Genomic DNA, 20186 nt, shown 5'->3' on the forward strand with positions numbered 1-20186 from the left:
TCGTTGACACCCTGCTATCCCCTTCTAGCTACCGGCCGCGACTTTGCCCTTAGTCGGCAAAACCGCCACAACATCATCAGACGGGCTATGCACAGTCAGCGCGGCGGTCCGCGAAAGCTCCGGTCCCGCCGGCCACACCTGAAGCATCGACCACGGCGCGGGCCGCACCTTGGAAATGTCCAGACCCAACGCCTGCACACTGTTGTCGTCAAACGGCACACCATAGCGTGATCCTGTCGAGCTGATCAGCCACATCGTCTCGCGCGCAGGCGAATCCAGCGCCTGCCCAGTGGTCGTGACGAACGTGGACGGGTCATCAGCGACCAGCACCTCGTTGGCCTGAACCCCACCGTTGCCCCCACCCACCAGCGGGACCACCTTCGGCCGCTGCTCAGCGCGCAGCGGCAGGCCGCGACCAGAAATAACCCTCAAACTGGCCTGACGCTCACTGACACTCCACTGCCAGGCCACACACGTCACCGGCCGACTCGCCGCATCCACGATCTTCACAGGCAGGCGAGGGTAGTAGTCCACATCCATCACATGCCGCACCGGCACGCGGGCCAGCTGATCCGGCGACAACTGCAGCGGATTTGCCAATCCGTACGAATCATTCTGTCGCAGAATCGAAGCCACCACCGGCGATACTTCCTGAATACCGTCAGCGAGCACCACGTAAAACCGATCAGACCCCGCAGCGACGTCACGGCTAGCGACCACCGCGCCAATGAGCAGCCCGGGCGCAAGCCCCACCGCAGAGGGCGTGCCAGCACCCGGAAGCAGCGGCACCACCAATGGGCCGCCAGCAGGGAGGGCATCGAACAAGGCGCGAGACATCGGAGTCGCCGAGGTGCCCGCAGTGATACCCAGCGGCCCCGTCACAGCGGCATGGACCATGTCGACAGCCATCCGGTGCCCATTGGCCACCAAGTACGTCATCGGCCCGTACGACAGCAACAGCCCCTCAGCACCGCCCAATTCTTCCGCCGGTTCACCCAACGTCAGCTCACCGTTGATCCCCGTGACCACCGGAGAGCCGCCGATGGTGTTGGATGCGGTATCGCACACCGACCAGCGCGTCATCTGCGGAGCCGACACACTCGGCACATCCACCGGCGCGCCCTCGATGCCCACGGTAGGCCCCTTAGGCCACTTCCCTATTTCCGCCGACGACACGAACGTCGGTGCATCCGGCTCACCGGCAATCAGCTGCGCCGACACCAAGTTCAGCGCCGGGTACAGCCGCTTCCCGACGACCACATAGATCGCGCCCGACGCTCGGTCGGCCACAATTTTCGACGTATCGCCAATCACCCCGGCGGGCCGGAACCACCCATAGACAAAAGCGCCCACGATCAGGACCACACCAAGCACCGCCGACAACATCAGCAACGTCCGATGCCACCGGACAGGGTTGACCTCCATGCTGACCGAGCGCCGCAGCAGCGCAAACGCCAGCCGCCGACGCACAAAGAAATGACCCGAGACCTGCGTCTTAGACGCCAATTTCAATGGCACAACCGAACGCTACCGTCACCCGCTACGCCCCCGCTACCAGCGCGTGCAAATTGGATAAAAAACGTGTAATAAAGTAGATGAACCTGCGGGGGGTCCATTCGATACGCCCTGGAGCAGGGCGTATCCACCGCTCCGGACGGCGCTGTCGGTGTCCGGATGCAGCAGCTCCGCCAACGCGCCCTGATCGCCGCCCTCGGTGTCCGTTCTCATTCAAACCGGGGCATTCTCGATGAATATGGGGCATCAGTTGCGACGAAAGCAGGCGTTTCTCGGCTGATACTGAAGCATGCAGACCACCAAGCGACCGATCAACGTTGACCTCGCGGCGACCGAGGATCGGAGGCGCAGGCTCCAGAAATTCGCCGACGACCTGTTCTTCCACGGCAACGAGTTCGTGTGTCCGCACCTCGATCAGTGTCGCGGTTCTCGACGACCGGGTGATGTGTTTTTTCGAGGGCACAATGAGCCACGTTGGAAGGCGTTTCGATCTGAGGCTCGGGGACAAGCCACTCCGAGTTGTTGTCGTGGGCCAAGAGAGCTACGGCGGCCCCATGACGATAGAAGGGCGATATCAACTGGCGATGGAGATCGGGCTCAAGCTGCGCTTTAAGGCCGACGGCACACACGGGGCAAGAAATCCGCACATGCGCGGCACAACATCAGCGCTGCGGTTGCTGTTCGGCAACGGTCTGGGTGCCGACCACGCCGGCGAATGGTTCACCCAACGAACGGCGAACCATTCCACATATTCGACGGCTTCGCCCTAGTGAATCGGCTGTTGTGCTTCGCTGGCGAGGGCACTACTGGCCGGTCGACGCGGACGATGAGAGACAACTGCGACAAGTACTTTCGTGAAACATTAAGGATTCTCGAACCGACAATCCTTGTCCTGTAGGGCAAAAGCGTACAGAGCTGGACGAGCGGTGCGCTGACGAGAGTCCGGACATTCACCCCCAACCTCTATGAAGCCCGCATGGGCACACTCAGCATCCTGGTCTGCTCATTGACCCACCCGTCAGCCCACGGAGCGTACAGGTGGGCTGACCTATCATCGCGATACCTGACTCAGACCGTCGAACCAACAATGGCGGAAGCCGTGCGCCTCATCGGTGAACTTTGACGTTGGCTACGGCCCCGGTGCCGGTATCTGCGCCGCCTCAGATTCGTTGAGGACGCCACGGTTTGAATGAGAACGGACACTCGACGTCGCCGCCTACGCCGCTCAGCACAACCCAGTGCCATCACTCACCCCGTACCGCGACGGACACTCAGCCACGGCCAAGCGGAGCTCTCAGCCGCCAACCGTCACGGTGACGAATCCCCACCCCGCTCATGCAAAGGGCGAAACCTGGCCACCTACCTCGCCAAAGCGGCCTCGGGAGCCCGCAGGTGCGGCTCAAACTTCACAGCGAAATCACCGGGATAAGCCACCGCGGCCGCATAAACCATGTCCGCAACATCCGGAGGCGTCCGCTGCCAGCCGCGCAAAAACTCCATAGTCCGCGCCGCCACCCACTGCGCGCGATACCGCTCGCGTTCAGCAACGCCGGCATCAAGCGGAAGCCGACTAGCACTGACATTCACGTAGAACACCATCGAAGCCATCAAATACGCCTGCCAGTCGTCATCAGAAATGACGTCCCCAGTCCCCAAAACATCCCACATCTGGCGAAGCTCCGGAGGACTCTGCACATCCGCCGCCGTGTGTACGGCGTCAATCATCTGCATCGCCAAGGGAACACACGCCTGGCTCGCAAATGCGCGAGTCTCCTCCGCGTTGGACGTGATCCGCTGCAAACGGGCGAAAAGATCCGGATACAGAACCTCGAGCCGATGGGCGTGCATATCATCCAAGACAGGCTCGCAGCACAACTCGTTCAGATTGCGTGGCGGGCAGATCCCGTACTCAGCCCCCGGGACACGGCTTTCCGGGCTGTCGCTCGTCATCGCCAGGGCCACCAGACGAGAGCCGCGCTGCGCCCGCTGCTTCGCATACGCCGCCATCACCTGGGCGGGATCTTTGCAGCCGAACCACTGCTCACGAAAATCGTTATCTACCAACTTATCTGCGCTCAACAGCCGGGCTGACCGGGGCAGGAAAACTCCCCATGGGATGTATCCGAAGCCTTCATTCGAGGTCACCACGCACTCGGTGGCGCCGCCAACCTCGCTACGGAAAATCCCGACCGCCCACTCAATGCAGGGGTATTTCGCGCCGTCGCAATCGCGACGCAGCTTGAGCGCCAACGCTTTTGCGCCTGTCAACTCCGGTGAGTCCATCCGCTGACGCTGTCCCGCGCCCGCGTTGCCACCGGCAACAACACTGGCGGGCACCAACATTGCGCCATTCGACCCCGCCGTTGACGATCCCACCCCAGTGCTTCCCACCCCGCCGCTCGAAGAGCCCGCATTCCCGGCCGGCACCACCGGAGCGCCCGGACTACCGCCTGCGGCGGACCCCGCCGCAACCGGCGCGGCCGGCGCGCCCATACCCGGCGGCGGCACCATCATTGCCCCCGGCGCGCCCGAACCACCAGCGCTACCAGCCGAACTCGCCGCGCCCGACCCGGAACTGACTCCACCCGGCGTGGCCGCCGCCGCGCCAAGCCCCGCCGAGGGCGCAGCACCATCCGCCAAACCAGCCGCCGGAGCCACCGCCTGACTTGAGGTCGCTGTCGCTGACCCGGTACCGGTAGCCGGCGGAAGCGAACTCAACGCCGACCCCGCATTCGATCCCGCCGACAAGCCCTGCGAGAACGCCCCAGCCGACGTCGCTGCCTGCGGAGCCGCAGCAGCCGCCGGAGCGCTACTCGGTAAACCCCCAAGCCCAGCCGTCTGCGCACCCGGAAACCCACCGGACGTCAACCCAGAAAGGCCGCCACCCGATCCTAAACTTCCAAGCCCACCGCCCGACGACAGCGAGCCCAGCCCGCCGCCGCCCGACGACAGCGAACCCGGGAAACCGCCGAGAGATTGCAGAGGATTACCGCTGAGCGGCGACTGGCCAGCATCTGGATACGGTCCCGACAGCAGCGCAGATTCGTCAGGTGCGCCGTTAGGCAAGCCGTCAGTGCCCTCTCTTTGCCCGCGTTGATAAGGACCCTTACCGCCGGCTCGGCCTGCGGATGTCGCTGCGCCAGCGGCGTCGGTGCCTGAGCCATCGCCTGGGGTCGCCTCGCCAGGTTCAGATTCCTGAGACAGATCGGTATGAGGCTTTCCGGCGGGGACGGCGATGCCGTTTCCGCCGCTTTGGGGTAGCGCGGGGGCTTGTGGTGCGCTGCCCCCTGTTAGTGAGTCCAGGGCCGTGATATTGCTCCCGGCGTTGGCGCGAAACTTGGTGGACTTCTGCTCGGCTTCGGCGATGGCACTGTTGGTGAGGCTCCGCGCGTGGATGTGCCAGCGCGCGACGATTATCTGCTGCTGCCCGGGTGTTTTCGCTTGTCGCAGTTCGTCGTTCGCGTGGTCGATCGCGCTCTGCTGGGCTCGGTGCGCGGTTCGGTACACGTCGGCGACCGACGAGTAGTAGCTTGCGGCGTCGCGATATACGTCAGCGAGGCGGCCGAAGTCGACCGCGGTCAGACGGTTTACTTCGTGGCCCGCGGCGAAGCCGGGCGATTGAGCGGACTTTGTGCGCGTGTTGTTGCTGCCCTGCCACTGCTGCTGGGTGTCCTCCGCGTGCTCAGCCAGCGCGCTGAAGAATTTCGCTTCCTCGTCATAGGACGCTGGATTGGGCGGCACCATATCGGGAGTCACGACCATGTTGCCAGCGATGCTGGCCGTCGGCACACCTGCCACTGCTAGCTCCCCTGCGTCCTTATTGGCACGCCGCGGCGACTTTGCTCTCCGCCTCGTTTGCCCGGTCAATTGCGGCATCGCGGTCCGTGCCTTTGCGATGCGAAGTTGCGTTCTCCATATCGAGACTGGCGCCCAGGTATTCGTCGATTCCCGCCCGAACGTCGGCCGGGGTTTCAGCGGGAAGATTGTGGCGAAGGTATGCGCTTTCCACCATGATTACCCGCGCCTCATCAGCTAACGCCTCCTGGGTTTCGGGAGCATTCCAGTTTTTCGGCGCCTGAGCGACCGCGGTGCTGGCTTTATCCATCAGGTTCGCCGACCTGCTCCACCGCTGGCACGCTTCGGCTCGCGCAGCCGCAACTGCACCTGCGTTAGGTGAGGTTGTTGTAGAGGTCGGGGCTGAGCCGGAATGTGTGCTTGCCCAACTGATGCCAGCGAAGGTCGCCGCCCCTAGCGAGGCGATCAGGCTTACGGCCGCAGCCCCGACGACTAGACGGCTTGGTCCCGCCGCGACCGAGTGCGGCGGATAGGTGCTGTGCGTGTGCCCGGCCTGGGGCGGGTGCAGGACTGCTGTCATGTCTCGACCACCGGATGCGGGGTGAGATCTTTGGCGTTCTGCTCGTTGGTCGCCACCGTGTCGCTCAATGCCTGCTCATTTTGCTTAGCCACCGCGGTGGCGTGCGCGGCCAGGGACGAGCCGGCTGCAAGAGTGTCGGCCCTGATGGCCGCGCCGGCGGCGATGCTCGGCGCCCACAGCGACTCCGCTTGCGCGACGTCGACCACGGATTGCGCGGCACCGTGTCCAGCCTCTGCAGGCAGCTTGGCAGCGAACTGTGCTGCCGCACCAGTGGCGAGCGCGTTCGCCAGTGATGTGGCGTCAGTCTCAACGCGCAGAGAATTAGTTGCGTCCACGGCTATTCACACACCTTATCGAGTTTCGCGCCGGAATCCCTTGCGGCGACTACAAAGGTTTGCGCGTCCTGGTCGGACAGTTCCCGAGTATTCGCCTCGACGAGTGCTATCTCCGCGGCGATGTAGCTGTTCGTAGCGTCTTTGACGTCTTGCGGCACCGCGGCCCCGATATGTCTTTCCAGATAAGCGGTTTCGATGGAAGCGACGAGCTGATAGTTATTCAACGCTGGGCGGTATTCCGGTGAGTGCCGGTCCCGCGCAGCGTCGAAAAAGTGGCGCTGCGCAGCCGCGATCGCCTTGTCTGCGTTGATGCTCGCGTCACAGACATCGGTTTTGGCTGTGGCGATCTGCTCAGGACTGAAGGTTGGCGATGGCGGTGCGGCGGTGACTGTGGTGGTCGTCGGGGCGCTGCTTTTCAGGTTCGCGGCACTAAGTGCTGTTGCGGTAGCGGCGAGTAGCACGGCGATGGCGAACGTCGTCCACACCGCAATCCAGGCACGACGTGGTGCTGGCGAAGCCGGCGGCGAAATCAGCGGCGGCTGAGGCGGTGCATAGGCAGGAGGCGGGGGGACGATAGTTGTGCCCGCGGGGGCGCTGGGCGCCCATGCGGATGGGACGCCAGCAGGGTAGACGGGCGCCTGCGGATTCATATTCCAAGGGTATCGCTGCGAAACTCGGCCTGGCTACCGATAAAACTGTATCGGCGCTAAAACCCGTCTTTCTTCACAGCTTTCTAGGCATTTCGTGCCCAGGCGGTGAGCGCTTCAGCGTGTGCGCGAAGGCAGGCGTTCTTTTTCGTCTCGTTGCGGCCCATGGCCGCTAGAGCTTCGTTGAGCGTTTCGTTGATGCCGTTGAGTCGGCGTGCATGACCGTGGTCGCCCATATCGGCCAGACCCTGTTCAACCAGGTCAGACCGGCCGGCAAGGCGGTCAGCCTCGATACGCTCAAGCTTTGCGGCGACGCTCATCTCGAGCTCGCGCGTGCGATGAATCGCTTGCAGCGCGTCGGGGAACATCGGCGGCTCGAACGATGGCGAAACGAGTTCAAGGTCGTCCCGTTCGTGCCGGTACAGCGCAACTTTGTCGGGCTCGTCGCACACGGCAAGTTCGGCTCGCCGCACATCGTGATCGCGCCATTGCGCAACCTCGTAGGCCACGTGATCGCCAATCCACTGCGCGTACGCGGCAGCGGCCACTAGCGCCGGCTTGTCAACGGAGAGGACCTCAGCCCGCCGATAGGACGGGCTGCCCGGCCTGTTGTCACGCAGGCTCCAATCCAGCCTGGTCGTAATCGTGAGTAACGACCGCCGAACATCTGCGAGCAGGTCCGCTGCGAACCTCGCGTACGTGTCCGAAAACACGATGTCATCAAGCTGGAAAGACGGGATCACTGGCCGTTCCTTCCTGTTCGCGCGACTACATCGAGATGTTAGATCCCACCGCTGACATTGCTTCGAATCTCCTGGCCCACCCGAGAGGAGTGCCACGCGCCTCTAGGTCACCGTCCAGATGTCGCTGTCTGGATTGATGAATGCCTGGACGGCGTCGTCGAGGGCTTCCTCGTCTTCGGTGCCGGTCACGTTTGCGGTTTCGTCGGCGGCGGCGTTGACGGCTTCGTCGATGGTGGTGTTGATCAGCTCCGACAGAGAGGAGTATGTGTATCGGCTGGTGCAGCCCTGGGCCAGGGATAGCGAGGTCAGCTGGCCTTGGGAGTTCACCGACAGCACGACGTCCCCGTCCCCGCCGTTAGCCTCGACATCGACGGCGGCGATGTCATCGAGAACTTTGGACAGCATGGCCGATACCCGTTCGACGCGGGCGATGACGCTGGCGGTCAAGTCTTTATCGGCCTGGTAGCCGGTGTATTCGAAGACCGTCATTTGCCACCTCCGTTATCGTCGTTGTCGGGCTTTTCGATGCGCCGGGTGCGTGAGTTGATCGTGACCGGACGCTTGGCGGGCTCGCCGGTCTGCGGGCCTGCCGCATCCACGGTGGCTGTGTGGCGGGTCGGGTCGCGGCGTTCGCCTTTGACTGCTTCGGAGTTCGGCCGTGTCGGTGGGACGATCGTTTTGCTGGGGTCTTTGATGTCGCGGGTCGCTCCCCCGCCTGCACCGGCACCCATGCCGCCCATTGGGGGCATGAACATCGGGGCACCGCCGACACCGGCTGCTGCGGCGGTCGGTGCGCTCGGCGTGCTGCCGCTCAATCCGGCCAGGGGCGGTGGGCTGGGTTCAACAGATCCCATCGCGGACGCGGCCGGTTTGAGGTCGCCGATTCCGCCGTCTGAGGCCGGGGCGGTGGCACCGACGCCGTCGTCTCCGCCCCCGCCTCCCCCACCGCCGAACGAGTCCGCCAACTCGCCCGGGTGGGTGTCGTCGTCGAGTTTGTCCTTGCCGGCAAGGCCCGACGTCAGCCCAGAGACTGCCTGGGTGGCTTGCTGCGCGAACTGCTGGGCTTCTTGCCCCAGCTTCTCCGGGATCGAGGCCGCCATCCCAACTATGCCCCCGAGCAGGCCGGTCATCATTTCCGGCATCGACTCCGCCATGCCGGGCATGCCTCCCGCGCTCGCCGGGCTGCTCACCGGGTCCAGGCCAGCGCTCAGGTCGTCGCTACCGTCGCTTGGGATGACGTCGTCGCCGTCATCATCGGAGCCGACCGCCGCTTTGGTCTTGCCAGGCTGCGTAGCCGGTTGCGATCCGTCCTGCCCGGGCGACTGCGGTGTATCGCCTTGCCCGGCACCGGGTTCGACGATCGGCACGACCGGAGGCGGACCCGGCGGCGTCGCGGGATCCTCGCCAGTCCGATAGGTCGTGGCCACGATGTGGGTGCGGTTGTTCAGCGCATCCACATTGTGGTGCGCCTTGGACACCGCCTGTGCTGCACCCGGTGTCGGCCGCGAGTTGTAGACCGCGATTGCGTTCTGCAATTCCCGATGCCGGTTAGCGAAGTCCGTTGTCGACGGGGTGTCCTGCTGGGCCTGGGAGAAGCGATTTTTGTGGTCGCCGGCCATCTGGCCCAACGTGTGGGTGTATTTCGTCATCGAGTCTGACCAGTCCGCGTATCGGTCGAGTGCGGCACTGATGGTCGGGCCAGCCGAACCCTGCAGGTGTTGGCTGACCACGCCGGCGGCGTTGCGCGCCGAGCGTCCGCCCTGACCGAACGCTTCGCCGAGTGCCGTGCAACCCGAGACGAACGGGGCGCCGGCGCTGGCTTGCCCGGCTTCCATGATCGCCGCGGTCATCTCGGCGGGTCGTGTGACGGGCGGCGCTATCGGAACGTGGGCGGCGGTCCGATCAGCAGTCACCGCCGCAGTGGGCGAGGCCACCTCAGTAGAGGGGCTTCCTTGCAAGCTGACCAGCGCCGCGTTCGCGGTGTTCATCGCTGTATAAGACTGGCCCGCTTTGACAATGGCGTCGGCTGCTGAGTTGAGGACCGCTGCCGCGTCGGCGGCTCGCGACATCACCACCGCGCCGTGTTCACTAAGTCGTGCCGCTGCACTGGTGGAGGTTTCATCGGTGGCCAACGGGGGATGCGCCATCGGCGTGATGCTCACATCGGCCAGCGCCTGGGCTGCAGCGCGCAGGCTCGCGGCCGCGGCGTGCAGCCCGGCGATGTCTACCTGCAGCGTTGCCACGTCGTTGCCTTCCCTGGCCGTCCGATTGCGGTGATCAGAAGTCGATCAGCGCTTCGAAGCTGGCGACTTGCTCGGCGGTGGCCAGCGAGCTAGACACCGAGACCCTCGCGGACTCCCACTCCTCGCGCAACGCAAGCTGAGAGCGCAAGTGCGCCAACGTATTCAGTTTGATGATCCGGTTGGCCAGCTCGGCGTCGCTAAGATCCATGGCCTCGGCCAGCAGCTCCACACCCAACGAATTGCCACTGCGGCCGACCGCGACCACGATGGACTCATCGCGGCTGGCGGCCTCGAACACCACCGTATCGAAGTCGGTTGGGGGCGCGTCAGACATGGCGCTAGTCGGTGGAAATCGTCAGCTGAGCCCGGTTCTGGGCGTTCATTTCTTCCATCTCAGCGGCGCCTTTACGCAGCTGCTCAGCCATCGCACGGTGCCGCTGCTCTTGTCTAAGCAGTGTGACCTCACGCGCATTAACGGCGTTGATGGTCGAGCGGCGGGCTTCATGGAACATCGGCCCCCAGGATGCTGCGGCGTCAACCGTGCGCTGATTATCGGCACGCGCCGTGGCACACCCTTCTGCGGCTTTCTCGTGGGCCAGCGCCCATTTGATTAAGTCTGTGGGGCTGACCTGCAAGGTCTGCTCGCTCATCGCCACAATTTTACTCTCCTTGTTCGATCTGGATGGTTCGTCAACTTGCGGCCGGTGCCGGTGGCGGGGCCACGGGCAGCGAAGCCGCCGCGGTCACGGTGGATGATGTGGTGGCTGTCGGGTGTGTCCAGCCCAGGAAGTTCGGCCCGGTCTCGAGCTGCTCGATCGGTGTGACCTGGCCGTTGATCCAAACGGTGTCTTTACCCAAGGCCATGACCCGGTGATCGGAGTACTGGCCGATGTCGCCGAACTGCAGCCGCGACGGGCTTACCGGTGCGCTCACCGCAGATCCGACCGGGGGCAATTGCAGACCTGCCGCGCTGTAGGCGTCGTCGATGTCGCCACCACCCAGCACAGCCCGCCCCGCCTGGGCCATCGCGGGGCTGTCGGCGGTGCGCACCGAGTTATCCGGCAACTGCACCGCAGTGGACGCGGCAGGGACCTGCCCGGACGCAGCAGCCACCGGAGGTGAGGTGCTCCCGGCACCGGCGTTCTGCGCGCCAGTGTTGTTGCCGGAGCTGTCGCCCTGGTTGCCTGCCTGTTGGCCGCCGTTCTGCGACTTGTCGTTGTTACCCGACGAGGAATCCGAGGGGTCCTTGAGCGGGTCGGAGTGCTCATCGGAGGACTCGTCGGCGGAGTCGTGACCGGGATCGCGCAACGCACTGCCGATCGCACTGCCCAAATCGCCCAATCCCCCACCGCCGCCCCCGAGCCCAGGAATCGCCGAGCCCAACGCCGCGGGCAGCCCGCCCAGCGCACCCATCGCCGGGCCGAGCTCTCCGAGCCCACCCAGCATCGCGTCAGACGGCAAGCCGCCCGCAAGGCCGGAATCGTCGCCACCAGGGTCTCCAGGATCGGCGGCCGATGCACCGGGCACGCCCGCCGCTCCCGGTGCCGCTGTGCCGCCGGGATCTTGCGGCGTGCCACCAGGAGTAGACGAACCATCGCCGGAACCCTTGCCGCCGTCATGCAGAGCTTGATACCGCGCCGTCAGACCGTCGAGCACCTTGGCCTGCGAGTCGGCGTCCAGGCTCCCGTTTTTGAGCACGTCGAGGATGTCGCCGGTCTTGTCTTGCAGGAATTGGGCTAGCTGCTGCTGGCCGGGTGCGGTGTCCAGCGTCGAGTCCAGTTTGTTGACCTCGTCGATGATCTGCTGCTGCAAGCCCTGCAGACGCTTGCGGCCCTCATCGCTGGAACTGGTCGCCTTCAACACCGCGTCGGCCAACTCATCGTCGGCATCATTGATCGCTGAATGATTCTTCGCCAGAGCATCGTCGAGTTTCTTGGCCGCATCCACCGCCGAGCCCGACATCCCCGGCGGCGGCGCCGAGGCCGGGGATGTCGGAGGTTGCGGCGCCTGCGGGTCCGGCGCAGGCGGTGGCGGCGGAGACGCCGGGTCGTCGCGTTCGAGCGCATGATTGATCTGATCCAACGGAGCGGTGTCAGGATCGATGCCCATGTAGGTCAGCTTGGCTCGATCGTTGACGGACAGTTGGCCGCGATCGGTGATCGCCGGCTCCCCCTCGGAAAACGGGCCTGCTCCTCGCGGCGCGGACGGAAACGGCGTGCCGAGCACTTCTGACACGCCGCCCAGCAAGTTCGACACCGCGACATCGGTCCATCCAGTCATGCTCGGGACGATAAATCCCGCCGGCACCGGCCCGCTACCAGCGGTGGGCACATTGCGCGAAAAATTCTGCGGCGCTTGTCCACACGCGGTGTCGTCTTTGGTTGTCTTTTAAGACACGCCGCGCGATGTGCGCGGTCTACCCGCGTTTGTGATGTAACACTTTGCTCGACAGTAACAGCAGCATCACAGGAAGAGGACCGTGGTCAACACTGGCCCGACGTCGCAGGCCCCACCTGCCGCACCACGCAATCCGGTTCTGGCGCAAGCCGTTTCGGTCCAGCGTGGACTCAATGAGGCAACTCTTTGGGCGTCAAATACGGTTCGCCGCAACGCGATTGGCCCCGCCTCTATCTGCTTGCTGCCCACCCGCCCGCTGCCAAAGGAGGACGTGCTTCCACCTCGCCGTCACGCACAGAACGCTCAGACATCTCAATACTGGGTGCCGCCAAGCCGCTGACATGACAAAGGCCCCGCGCCAACGGGGCCGTGTCGTTGAGGTTCGAACCGAGTAACAGCTCAGTTCGGGGTCTGCACCCCTTGCTCCTCGAAGGGAACGTGTCATGCCTGACTCGTTTCACGATAGCGCATACCCGTTGGCCGTGTCCGGCAACGACGCGCTTCGTGACCGAATCTTGGCCGGCGCCGCTCGGCGCGCGCCCACCGCTGCCGATACATGGGATCTTAACGGCGACTGCGGGCACGATGAGCCACTCAGCTCAGGGGCGATTCACCGCCAATACGGCCGCCCTCCCGGTCGGCGCACCTGCGTCGGCACGCTGCTGACCTCTGCGCCAACGGCCATCGCCGCCCAGGTCACCGCCCGTGCAAGCGGACACTGCGAGGTAATGGCACCGGCCTGCACCTACCAGCAGGCGCTCATCTTCTTTCGGCGCCGCCGCGCTGCTGAATCGCCCCGGCGGTTCAGCAGCCCCGCCGATGGCATCGCGGCCTGCCGCAACTGCGTGGACCTCATTGAGCACACCGACATCCCGACCGCCCTCGATCTGGGCTACCTCGTCGATGCCCGCACACCGACATCGGTCAGCGCCGTGTTGTGGCGCCAGCACCGCTGGGTCTACCTCGACATCCGTGGCCGCATCCACGATGCCGCCGCGTCCGCGCAGTCGAACGCGGCGTGCTGACCATGCCTGACACCGTCACCCCGCCACCGCCCGCCAGCCCTGCGGCGACCTGGAAAGCGTTGGCGCACCGCATCGCTGCCCGGCCCTCGATCCGGGTCTGCACCCCCGAGACCAACAAGTTCGACCGAGCCCGCCCCCTAACCAGCCGCCTACCTCAACACCCGGCCGCGGTCGCGCTCTACCACCGTGGCCGCACCCCGCTGCTGGCTTTGGATTTCGACACCAAACACCACGGCCAAGACGCCGTCGACGCCGATTTCAGCCGTGCCCTGAGCTGGATCACCGAGGCCGGCGGCGTGGCCGTCACCGACCGGTCCACCAGCGGCGGCCGCCACATCCTGGTGCCCCTGGCGATCGGCACCACCGCCACCGCCGCAGAAGTCCTCCCCCTCATGCGGCTGCTCGAAGCCAGGCTGCCCAGCCTGGACAAAACACCCATGACCAACCCCAAAACCGGCTGCATCACCGCACCGGGCTCGGCTTGCCGCCAAGGGGGCCACCGCGTTCTCGACGGCCCCCTGACCGCCGCGATCGACGCCTTGACCACCCGCTCCGAACCTGGCCTGCTACCGCGCTTGCACATGCTGCTCGGCAGCCTGCCCGCCCCACCGACAGCCCCCTCCCCCGCCACCACGCTGCGCGGCGCCGGCGACCACGCCCGCCTCGACACCGCCTACACCCGCACCGGACCCCTCCCGCCGCCTATCACCGAATACGCCACCACAGGGGCGCTCCCCGCCAACCGCAGATGGCGCACCCACTCCGAAGCCCGCCAATCCGTGCTGGTCCACGCGGCGCTGCACGGCCACAGCCTGGCTACCATCCGCGCATTAACCGCCCCGGGACGGCCCTGGCATCCCGGCCTTGCCGCCGCCTACACCCGGTACCGCCACAACGCCGACAAAGCACTCGAACGCGACTTCACCAAAGCCTTAGCCTGGGCAGCCACCCACAGCCCCAAATTCCGACCAGTCCGCGCACAAGACCATGAACTACACACACGGGGGGGACCCCAGGGGTCGCTGCTCCTGCGGAGCTGGCTGGCCAACGCCACCGCTTGGCTCGACACCGAATACGCTGGGCACCGCTACCGCTGGATCGGCGCCGCAATCTTTCAAGCCCTGGCCATCCACGCCGCTCGATGCGGCGAGATCATTAACGGGGTGCCCGTGGTAGGCGTCGGAGGCCGATCATTGTCGCTGGCCACCGGGCTGCTGTGCGAGACGACCGTCTGGGACTTCCTGCGCACCGTACGCGATCGGCCTGGGGCTCCACTCGTGCGCGCCCGAGCCGCCCAAGGCCGCGACGCCGACGTCTACGCCCTCACCCGCCAAAACCCCGCACCAGTCGACAACACCGCGCTGGCCAGCGCCCGGATCGAGGACGTGCACTCCGCGTGGAAAGTCCTCGGTCACCAGCACCGCCGCATCTACGAACTCATCGTCCACCGCGGGCTGACCAACCCGCGCGACATCTGCGCGGCCGCCCACGTCAGTACCAGCACCGGCTACACCAGCCTGGCAGCGCTGGCCACCGCCGGCCTCATCCACCGCAGCCGTGGCGCGGTGGCCCCCAGCTCAACCAGCCTCGACATCATCGCGGCCGCCCACCACCTCGACGACTACCGCGTCCAACGCATCGCCCGCCACCGACAGCAGCGGGTCAGGTGGCACACCTGGCTGGCCATCCGCGACGCCGAACACAGCCCGACCACCGTTGATGCCGCAGAAGTTCGGGCAGCCGGACAGCCGAAGACCGCCGCGGCTGCCCGCCAGGCTCAATACCTGGCATCGGTGCTGGCCACTGGCCCACCGCCCAGCGACGAAGAAGCGGACAAACTGTTGATGCTCAGCGAGATGTTGGGCGCCCGCGTTATCTCCGCCGCCTAACGCGCGCTAGCTGTACTGCCCAGGGTGGTTGGTTGAGGAAGTGTGACGACACGCTGTAGCGGTCGTTGATGGGTGAAGGCCTCCTGTCGTGGAGTGGAGCTGCTACCACTTCACCCGCAACATCAGGAGGCCTTCGTGGTCCACGCTAATGCTGTTTTGACTCCTCGCGGGCGCTTGTTACTCGCGCGCCGTGTCGTCGAGGAGGGTTGGCCGATCGCTCGGGCCGCCGAACACTTTCATGTGTCCTGGCCGACCGCCAAACGGTGGGCCTCACGCTATGCCGCGATGGGCCAGGACGGGATGGTCGATCGATCCAGCCGGCCCCACCGCAGCCCTCATCGCACCGGGCAGGTCGTCGTACGCAAAATCGTGCATCTGCGGTGGAAACACCGGCTGTCACCATTGGCGATTGCCTCACGGCTGTCGATGCCCGCATCGACCGTGCATGCAGTCTTGGTCCGGTGTCGACTGAACCGGTTGTCGCACATCGATATTCGTACCGGGGAACCGATACGACGCTACGAACATGATCACCCTGGCGCGCTGATACACGTCGACGTCAAAAAGCTGGGCAACATTCCCGACGGTGGGGGCTGGCGGTTCGTGGGACGCGCTCAGGGGAGCAAGAACCGACGCACCACCGAGGGGCTCACACGCAGTCGCTCCTACGATCCCAACCTCGGCCACGCATTCGTACACACCGTGATCGACGACCATTCGCGGGTGGCCTACGCCGAGATCCACGACAACGAAAAAACCGACACAGCAGTCGAGGTCCTGCGCCGGGCAGTGGGCTGGTTTGGGACTCGCGGCGTGAACGTTGAACGTGTCTTGTCCGACAACGGCGGATGTTACCGATCGCACGCTTGGCGAAATACCTGCGCTGAACTGCAGATCCAACCGAAACGGACCCGACCCTACCGACCACAAACTAACGGCAAGATAGAGCGATTTCACCGCACTATGGCCAGCGAATGGGCCTTTGCGCGCCACTACCCCAATGAACGCACACGACGATCAGCCCTACCTGCCTGGTTACACACCTACAATCACCACCGGCAACACTCCGCGATCGGCAAGGTCCCGCCCATCACGCGGTTGACCAACCTGCCTGGGCAGTACAGCTAGCACTGCCCGGCACTGCCGATCAGGCGAGGGCCCCAAGGGTGCCCCAGCAGCGGCGCGAGTACGCCTTATGCCGTCTTGGCCAGTACGGCGGCTGACACCTCGCGCATCAAGTCGATCGGATCGACGCCACGCTCATCGGCGACGGGAAGCAATTCGGTAAGAAGGTCGCCGTAGTCGCGGATGAGGCTGTGCAGGTTCTTGCCGGCAACAGCCTCAAGGGCCTGCAGCTTGGCCGGGTCGTACCGCACCTGCAGGCGCGCGACCATCTTGCGAGTCTCAGTACCCTGCCGTTTCTTTCGGCGCAGTGCTTCCTCGTCGATCGGTGCCTGCACATCGGCGAACGTAGTCATCGCTCCATCCTTCGATCACAGCTGTGACTGAATGCCTAAAGTGTATAAACAGGATGCCTATATAGCCAATATAACGGGCCGTGTCGCGACGGGGATGTACAGTTTGACTAGTCATTTTAGTCACTTTGAGCATCCGCGGCTGTGGAGGTCGGATCTATGTCAGGCGCAGCCGGGTGGAAGCACCCGCCGCACGGCGTACCCGCCGAAGCAGAGCCTGACCGCCCATACGTATCGCTGAAGGAAGCCGCCGAGCGACTAGGAATTGACCGCCGCACCCTGTTGAAAGCCCTGGCGTCAGGTACGACGCCCGGCTGGGCGAGGCCGGGTCCGGGCAATCTTCGCTGGTTTGTCTACAGCGACGCACTCAACTCCCCGCTCGCGCCCCCACACCCCGGCCCAGGCGCCCCACCTGCCACCGAGAACGACCGCGAGCGCATCGCGCGGCTGGAGGCCGAAAACGCTGAACTACGGGCCCGCCTATCGAACGCCACCGAAAGCAATCTGCTGCTGATGGCCGCACACGACGACCTCGCCGCCTCGGCAGCCCTACAGGCCGCGGCCACCGACAAATACCGACAGGCGCTCAGCCTCTACATGACCCCAGACAATGTGGCGGGCATCGCGCCGAGCAGCTAACTCCCGGGAATGAGCGTCAACGGCGCTTCAGCCCCGGTCGGGCGCCGCGTCCTTACGCCCAGGCAGGAACGCGTTCAGGACTGGAGCAATCCACGTACTGCGTGTATCGAAGCCCAGTTCGGCGCCCAGTCGGTCAAGAACCTCTTCCTGGGCCGGTGTTGCGCTAAAGCCGATCTGGACGCTTCCACCGCCGAGGTAGCGAACCGCTGACGGATCTGCAGGGAACAGAGGATTCACCGGCGCAGTGTTGACGGTCGATTCCCTGATGACGTCGGCGAGCTCGTCATGCATGCTGCTGATCGCCGCAAGCACCACCTGCAGGTTCGTCGCCTTCTGCTTGTGGCGGTATGCCTCGAATCTTTGCTTAACACCGCTACTTACGTACACAGCCGACACTGGTTTGGTCCGCGTGCGGGGCCGCCCGGGTCGCCGACTGACGCGTCGCTCCGGTAGTACGCTCGCGGCGGCCGGCGCCACCTCAGTCGCATATTCTGGCGCCGCCTCGTCGGCTGGGACGACCCCGGGCTGGCCGTGCGGCGCGGTCTCGACGTCGCCGGGCGCCGCGGTGGCGCCGACAAGATCAGCGAGACCACTCCCCCGCTTGGCCGGCGCCCCTAGGTCGGACAAGTCTTCGTTCGGCATGCTCTGCTCGCGAAGATTGCTCATGGCCACTCTCCTCTTTCAATCATCGTTGCTCGCCGCGCCGCCGCGCGCGTCAAGATCTCAGTCGCCAACTTGGCGAAGTCTTCGGCTACCAGCCGGGAAGTCTCGCTGACCGTGGTCGTGTTCTTCGTGTCTCCCTTACGCAGCTCCCAGAACTTCGGGTTATTGCCGATTTCTTGTTCTAGCTCGTAGGCGAGAAGACCGTACTTCACCATCTCATTCGCAACAGACTCTGCGTGCCTGATGAAGCTGTCCAGAAGAAATTCACCGCTTTGACCCAGATCGTCGGAGACGTTCTTGGCAGTCTCTCGGCGGATCTTCTTCGCCGCCGTACCGGATGCAAAGACAAAGACCGCCAGCAGCATCAAGTAAGGATTGTGTTCCCGCATACGGCGAATATCGGACGCATACTCGCGCAGCCCCTTACGGGAGTACGCATCGGTGCGCATCGGGACGACGACGAAACGGCCGGCGCACAGGGCGAGATTCGACAGGAGAGGGTTTTCTGGCGGCGTATCGATGATGATGAGTTGATACGCCCGCGCCACCTGTTGGAGGCAGCTTGCCAGGGATAGGTGAACACGATCGGCGTCTGCCTTCGTCGACATCTCGGCGGCAAGAACCGAGCCAATACGACGGACGTAGGGGCCGCCAGTGGCCACGTCCAGGCAAGGTCGGATCTCACGTGCAGGCTCTAACGTAGCGCCAGCAGTGACAGCGGCGAACAGGTTCTTACCCTTGTCGTCTCGCTCACTGTCTGCGTAGCCCAACAGCTGGGCGCAGTTGCCCTGGCCGTTGAGGTCGACGATCAGTGTCCGGACGCCATCAGAGGCAGCCAACGCCCCCAGGTGCACGCTAGTTGTCGTCTTTCCAACGCCGCCTTTGCCGTTTCCGACAACGTAAACATTCCCCAGCCTTGCCCAGTCGATGTGCACGGCCGGCTCACTAAAAGTAGCTACACTCTCGGTCATGACCACGCCCTGTCCGGCGCATCTACCGCGCCTTGGACGCCCGCAACACAGCGGCTGGCGCTGCTCGACGGAACATCATCTCTCATGGTCCACGGAGTCTAGTGGCGTTAATCCCGCGCCGCACCCGGCCGCGCGCAAGCACGCAAGTAAGCGCTCTGACTCGCCATCCAATATCGCAGTACGTCCGCGCGGCCACAGCAAACCACGCACAGAGACGCCTACCGCACTACGCACGACGCGCTATCTCTGGAACCGCCATTCCGCACACTGCCCCCTAGGTATCTGTGCCTGCCTGCCGCAATACCTCGTGCAGGGTGCACTGGCCCATACGGCGTCGTGCCACGCCACACCTTTCAGCCCGAATGCGCCCTCCAATAGCAGCCAGCGCCGCAACACCTGCGCCGTTTCGAGCAGCGGAAACAACCTTTTGAACGACCACGCCCTATACCGACCGCAATACCTGACCCGATACCTGAGCCCGGGTTGTTCACACCGCCTGGACCGCTACCAGGCCGCCCGCCTGCTACCAAACCTGGTGGCCCGCCTACGCGCCCATCCGCGCCGCAGCCACGGCACCCACCTCGAACACTGGCAGCAAACAACCTCGCGACACACCCGCGCCGAGGTTGTGGGCGCGGTCCCGTACAAACTAGTGCGCAAATCTATTCTCGCCATCGGCGTGTCGCCCTGCTACGAAGCCCCGCGTGTCGCACAACCACGAGCCCTGCTCACGACTCGAAGCCCCATTGATGCAGCGCCGCACACCACTGCGACCGTGACGATCCCACGCAAGGTTCGAGCGAGTGGGCGCATCTACGGTGCGGAACGCCCTCCAGTCTGTGTGCCGGGTACCGTCGCGAGCCATAGTTTGCCTACCGCCTACGGCCATGCTGTGCGCAGTGACATCCATGGGGCTCGGGCACGTACCTGCTCACAGATCGTGTTCGGGGTCAGCCCTAGACCGCGACTGCACGGTGACGCCACGATGCCGTCCGCCGCCGCGATGCCTGCACACACCCACACGCCGGTGCCTGCAAACATCCAGGCGTCACAGTGACGAAATGCTGGCCTCGAACAAGGGTGTGGCGTCGCACCGCGTGCCGCTGAGGCGCATACGGAGCCTCTCTAGCCCTTCGCGTCCCGAAATTGGTGGTGGTGATAGCCGTGGCGGGCTGTGGTCGGTGATACTGCGCGGTATGTCGCTCGATGAGCTGGTAGCTGAGGCTGGTCGTGCGCTTGGTGGTGCCCGCAGTTTGTTCGGGCCTGCAC

The 20186-nt window shown here is 64.8% G+C and carries 21 protein-coding genes; 7 read left to right on the forward strand and 14 right to left on the reverse strand.

Annotated elements, in window-relative coordinates; all coding sequences use genetic code 11:
* Positions 1-24: 24 nt before the first annotated feature.
* A complete protein-coding gene (eccB, locus tag CYU59_RS07055) occupies positions 25-1518 on the reverse strand; it encodes a type VII secretion protein EccB (protein WP_292980888.1) in 1494 nt (497 codons plus the stop codon).
* A gap of 524 nt (positions 1519-2042) precedes the next feature.
* On the opposite strand from eccB, the gene CYU59_RS07060 reads away from it, so the two are divergent.
* Positions 2043-2285 (forward strand): hypothetical protein, encoded by a 243-nt coding sequence (locus CYU59_RS07060; protein WP_292980890.1) that lies wholly within the window; start codon positions 2043-2045, stop codon positions 2283-2285.
* 589 nt (positions 2286-2874) lie between these two features.
* Here CYU59_RS07060 and CYU59_RS07065 read toward each other — a convergent pair.
* Positions 2875-3858 carry a hypothetical protein gene (locus CYU59_RS07065; protein ID WP_292980892.1) on the reverse strand — a complete coding sequence of 328 codons (984 nt, stop codon included), beginning with the start codon at positions 3856-3858 and terminating at the stop codon, positions 2875-2877.
* Positions 3859-3895: 37 nt separating this feature from the next.
* On the opposite strand from CYU59_RS07065, the gene CYU59_RS07070 reads away from it, so the two are divergent.
* Both CYU59_RS07070 and CYU59_RS07075 read left to right on the forward strand, forming a co-directional pair.
* Complete coding sequence (locus tag CYU59_RS07070) at positions 3896-4180, forward strand: hypothetical protein (RefSeq protein ID WP_292980894.1); 285 nt, start codon at positions 3896-3898, stop codon at positions 4178-4180.
* A gap of 731 nt (positions 4181-4911) precedes the next feature.
* A complete protein-coding gene (locus tag CYU59_RS07075; RefSeq protein WP_292980897.1) occupies positions 4912-5319 on the forward strand; it encodes a hypothetical protein in 408 nt (135 codons plus the stop codon).
* Positions 5320-5332: 13 nt separating this feature from the next.
* On the opposite strand, the gene CYU59_RS07080 is transcribed toward CYU59_RS07075, so the two are convergent.
* The 9 genes from CYU59_RS07080 to CYU59_RS07120 all read right to left on the reverse strand — a co-directional run bounded on the left by CYU59_RS07080 (position 5333) and on the right by CYU59_RS07120 (position 12138).
* Entirely contained in the window at positions 5333-5620 is a 288-nt protein-coding gene (locus CYU59_RS07080) for a hypothetical protein (RefSeq protein ID WP_292980900.1), read from the reverse strand.
* Positions 5621-5886: 266 nt separating this feature from the next.
* A complete protein-coding gene (locus CYU59_RS07085) occupies positions 5887-6225 on the reverse strand; it encodes a hypothetical protein (protein ID WP_292980903.1) in 339 nt (112 codons plus the stop codon).
* Positions 6226-6227: 2 nt separating this feature from the next.
* Complete coding sequence (locus CYU59_RS07090) at positions 6228-6710, reverse strand: hypothetical protein (protein WP_292980906.1); 483 nt, start codon at positions 6708-6710, stop codon at positions 6228-6230.
* 248 nt (positions 6711-6958) lie between these two features.
* Positions 6959-7615 carry a hypothetical protein gene (locus CYU59_RS07095; RefSeq protein WP_292980909.1) on the reverse strand — a complete coding sequence of 219 codons (657 nt, stop codon included), beginning with the start codon at positions 7613-7615 and terminating at the stop codon, positions 6959-6961.
* Positions 7616-7717: 102 nt separating this feature from the next.
* On the reverse strand, positions 7718-8104 hold the full coding sequence (locus tag CYU59_RS07100) for a YbaB/EbfC family nucleoid-associated protein (RefSeq protein WP_292980911.1): 387 nt from the start codon (positions 8102-8104) through the stop codon (positions 7718-7720).
* A complete protein-coding gene (locus CYU59_RS07105; RefSeq protein WP_292980913.1) occupies positions 8101-9858 on the reverse strand; it encodes a hypothetical protein in 1758 nt (585 codons plus the stop codon). The genes CYU59_RS07100 and CYU59_RS07105 overlap by 4 nt, the downstream gene beginning before the upstream one ends.
* 34 nt (positions 9859-9892) lie before the next feature.
* Positions 9893-10192: a DUF2694 domain-containing protein gene (locus tag CYU59_RS07110; RefSeq protein ID WP_292980916.1), complete on the reverse strand. Its 300-nt coding sequence runs from the start codon at positions 10190-10192 to the stop codon at positions 9893-9895.
* A 4-nt stretch (positions 10193-10196) separates the two neighbouring features.
* On the reverse strand, positions 10197-10508 hold the full coding sequence (locus CYU59_RS07115; protein WP_292980918.1) for a type VII secretion target: 312 nt from the start codon (positions 10506-10508) through the stop codon (positions 10197-10199).
* A gap of 40 nt (positions 10509-10548) precedes the next feature.
* Positions 10549-12138 carry a DUF4226 domain-containing protein gene (locus CYU59_RS07120; RefSeq protein ID WP_292980920.1) on the reverse strand — a complete coding sequence of 530 codons (1590 nt, stop codon included), beginning with the start codon at positions 12136-12138 and terminating at the stop codon, positions 10549-10551.
* A 560-nt stretch (positions 12139-12698) separates the two neighbouring features.
* Between CYU59_RS07120 and CYU59_RS07125 the strand changes: the two genes are divergently transcribed.
* From CYU59_RS07125 to CYU59_RS07135, 3 genes are all read left to right on the forward strand, one after another.
* Positions 12699-13280 (forward strand): hypothetical protein, encoded by a 582-nt coding sequence (locus CYU59_RS07125; protein WP_292980922.1) that lies wholly within the window; start codon positions 12699-12701, stop codon positions 13278-13280.
* A 2-nt stretch (positions 13281-13282) separates the two neighbouring features.
* On the forward strand, positions 13283-15169 hold the full coding sequence (locus tag CYU59_RS07130; protein ID WP_292980925.1) for a hypothetical protein: 1887 nt from the start codon (positions 13283-13285) through the stop codon (positions 15167-15169).
* A gap of 135 nt (positions 15170-15304) precedes the next feature.
* The gene (locus CYU59_RS07135) at positions 15305-16297 is read left to right on the forward strand and encodes an IS481 family transposase (protein WP_292980928.1); all 993 of its coding nucleotides are present in this window, start codon (positions 15305-15307) and stop codon (positions 16295-16297) included.
* A gap of 65 nt (positions 16298-16362) precedes the next feature.
* Here CYU59_RS07135 and CYU59_RS07140 read toward each other — a convergent pair whose 3' ends face one another.
* Positions 16363-16647 carry a hypothetical protein gene (locus CYU59_RS07140; RefSeq protein ID WP_292980930.1) on the reverse strand — a complete coding sequence of 95 codons (285 nt, stop codon included), beginning with the start codon at positions 16645-16647 and terminating at the stop codon, positions 16363-16365.
* A gap of 156 nt (positions 16648-16803) precedes the next feature.
* Between CYU59_RS07140 and CYU59_RS07145 the strand changes: the two genes are divergently transcribed.
* Positions 16804-17283: a hypothetical protein gene (locus tag CYU59_RS07145; RefSeq protein WP_292980933.1), complete on the forward strand. Its 480-nt coding sequence runs from the start codon at positions 16804-16806 to the stop codon at positions 17281-17283.
* A 27-nt stretch (positions 17284-17310) separates the two neighbouring features.
* Here the strand turns inward: CYU59_RS07145 and CYU59_RS07150 are convergent, their stop codons facing one another.
* Both CYU59_RS07150 and CYU59_RS07155 read right to left on the reverse strand, forming a co-directional pair.
* Positions 17311-17949, reverse strand: coding sequence for a hypothetical protein (locus tag CYU59_RS07150; RefSeq protein ID WP_292980936.1), 639 nt, complete (start codon positions 17947-17949; stop codon positions 17311-17313).
* Entirely contained in the window at positions 17946-18917 is a 972-nt protein-coding gene (locus CYU59_RS07155) for a ParA family protein (protein ID WP_292980939.1), read from the reverse strand. The genes CYU59_RS07150 and CYU59_RS07155 overlap by 4 nt, the downstream gene beginning before the upstream one ends.
* Positions 18918-20186 lie beyond the last annotated feature (1269 nt).

The sequence above is a fragment of the Mycobacterium sp. genome, from assembly GCF_002863225.1.
In the GTDB taxonomy this organism is placed as follows: Bacteria; Actinomycetota; Actinomycetes; order Mycobacteriales; family Mycobacteriaceae; genus Mycobacterium.

Coding starts and splice junctions, on each gene's coding strand:
- CYU59_RS07065 (WP_292980892.1), bottom strand. CDS start 3,858: ATGTTGGTGCCCGCCAGTGTTGTTGCCGGTGGCAACGCGGGCGCGGGA.
- CYU59_RS07080 (WP_292980900.1), bottom strand. CDS start 5,620: ATGGATAAAGCCAGCACCGCGGTCGCTCAGGCGCCGAAAAACTGGAAT.
- CYU59_RS07100 (WP_292980911.1), bottom strand. CDS start 8,104: ATGACGGTCTTCGAATACACCGGCTACCAGGCCGATAAAGACTTGACC.
- CYU59_RS07110 (WP_292980916.1), bottom strand. CDS start 10,192: ATGTCTGACGCGCCCCCAACCGACTTCGATACGGTGGTGTTCGAGGCC.
- CYU59_RS07115 (WP_292980918.1), bottom strand. CDS start 10,508: ATGAGCGAGCAGACCTTGCAGGTCAGCCCCACAGACTTAATCAAATGG.
- CYU59_RS07120 (WP_292980920.1), bottom strand. CDS start 12,138: ATGACTGGATGGACCGATGTCGCGGTGTCGAACTTGCTGGGCGGCGTG.
- CYU59_RS07125 (WP_292980922.1), top strand. CDS start 12,699: ATGCCTGACTCGTTTCACGATAGCGCATACCCGTTGGCCGTGTCCGGC.
- CYU59_RS07130 (WP_292980925.1), top strand. CDS start 13,283: ATGCCTGACACCGTCACCCCGCCACCGCCCGCCAGCCCTGCGGCGACC.
- CYU59_RS07140 (WP_292980930.1), bottom strand. CDS start 16,647: ATGACTACGTTCGCCGATGTGCAGGCACCGATCGACGAGGAAGCACTG.
- CYU59_RS07145 (WP_292980933.1), top strand. CDS start 16,804: ATGTCAGGCGCAGCCGGGTGGAAGCACCCGCCGCACGGCGTACCCGCC.
- CYU59_RS07150 (WP_292980936.1), bottom strand. CDS start 17,949: ATGAGCAATCTTCGCGAGCAGAGCATGCCGAACGAAGACTTGTCCGAC.
- CYU59_RS07155 (WP_292980939.1), bottom strand. CDS start 18,917: ATGACCGAGAGTGTAGCTACTTTTAGTGAGCCGGCCGTGCACATCGAC.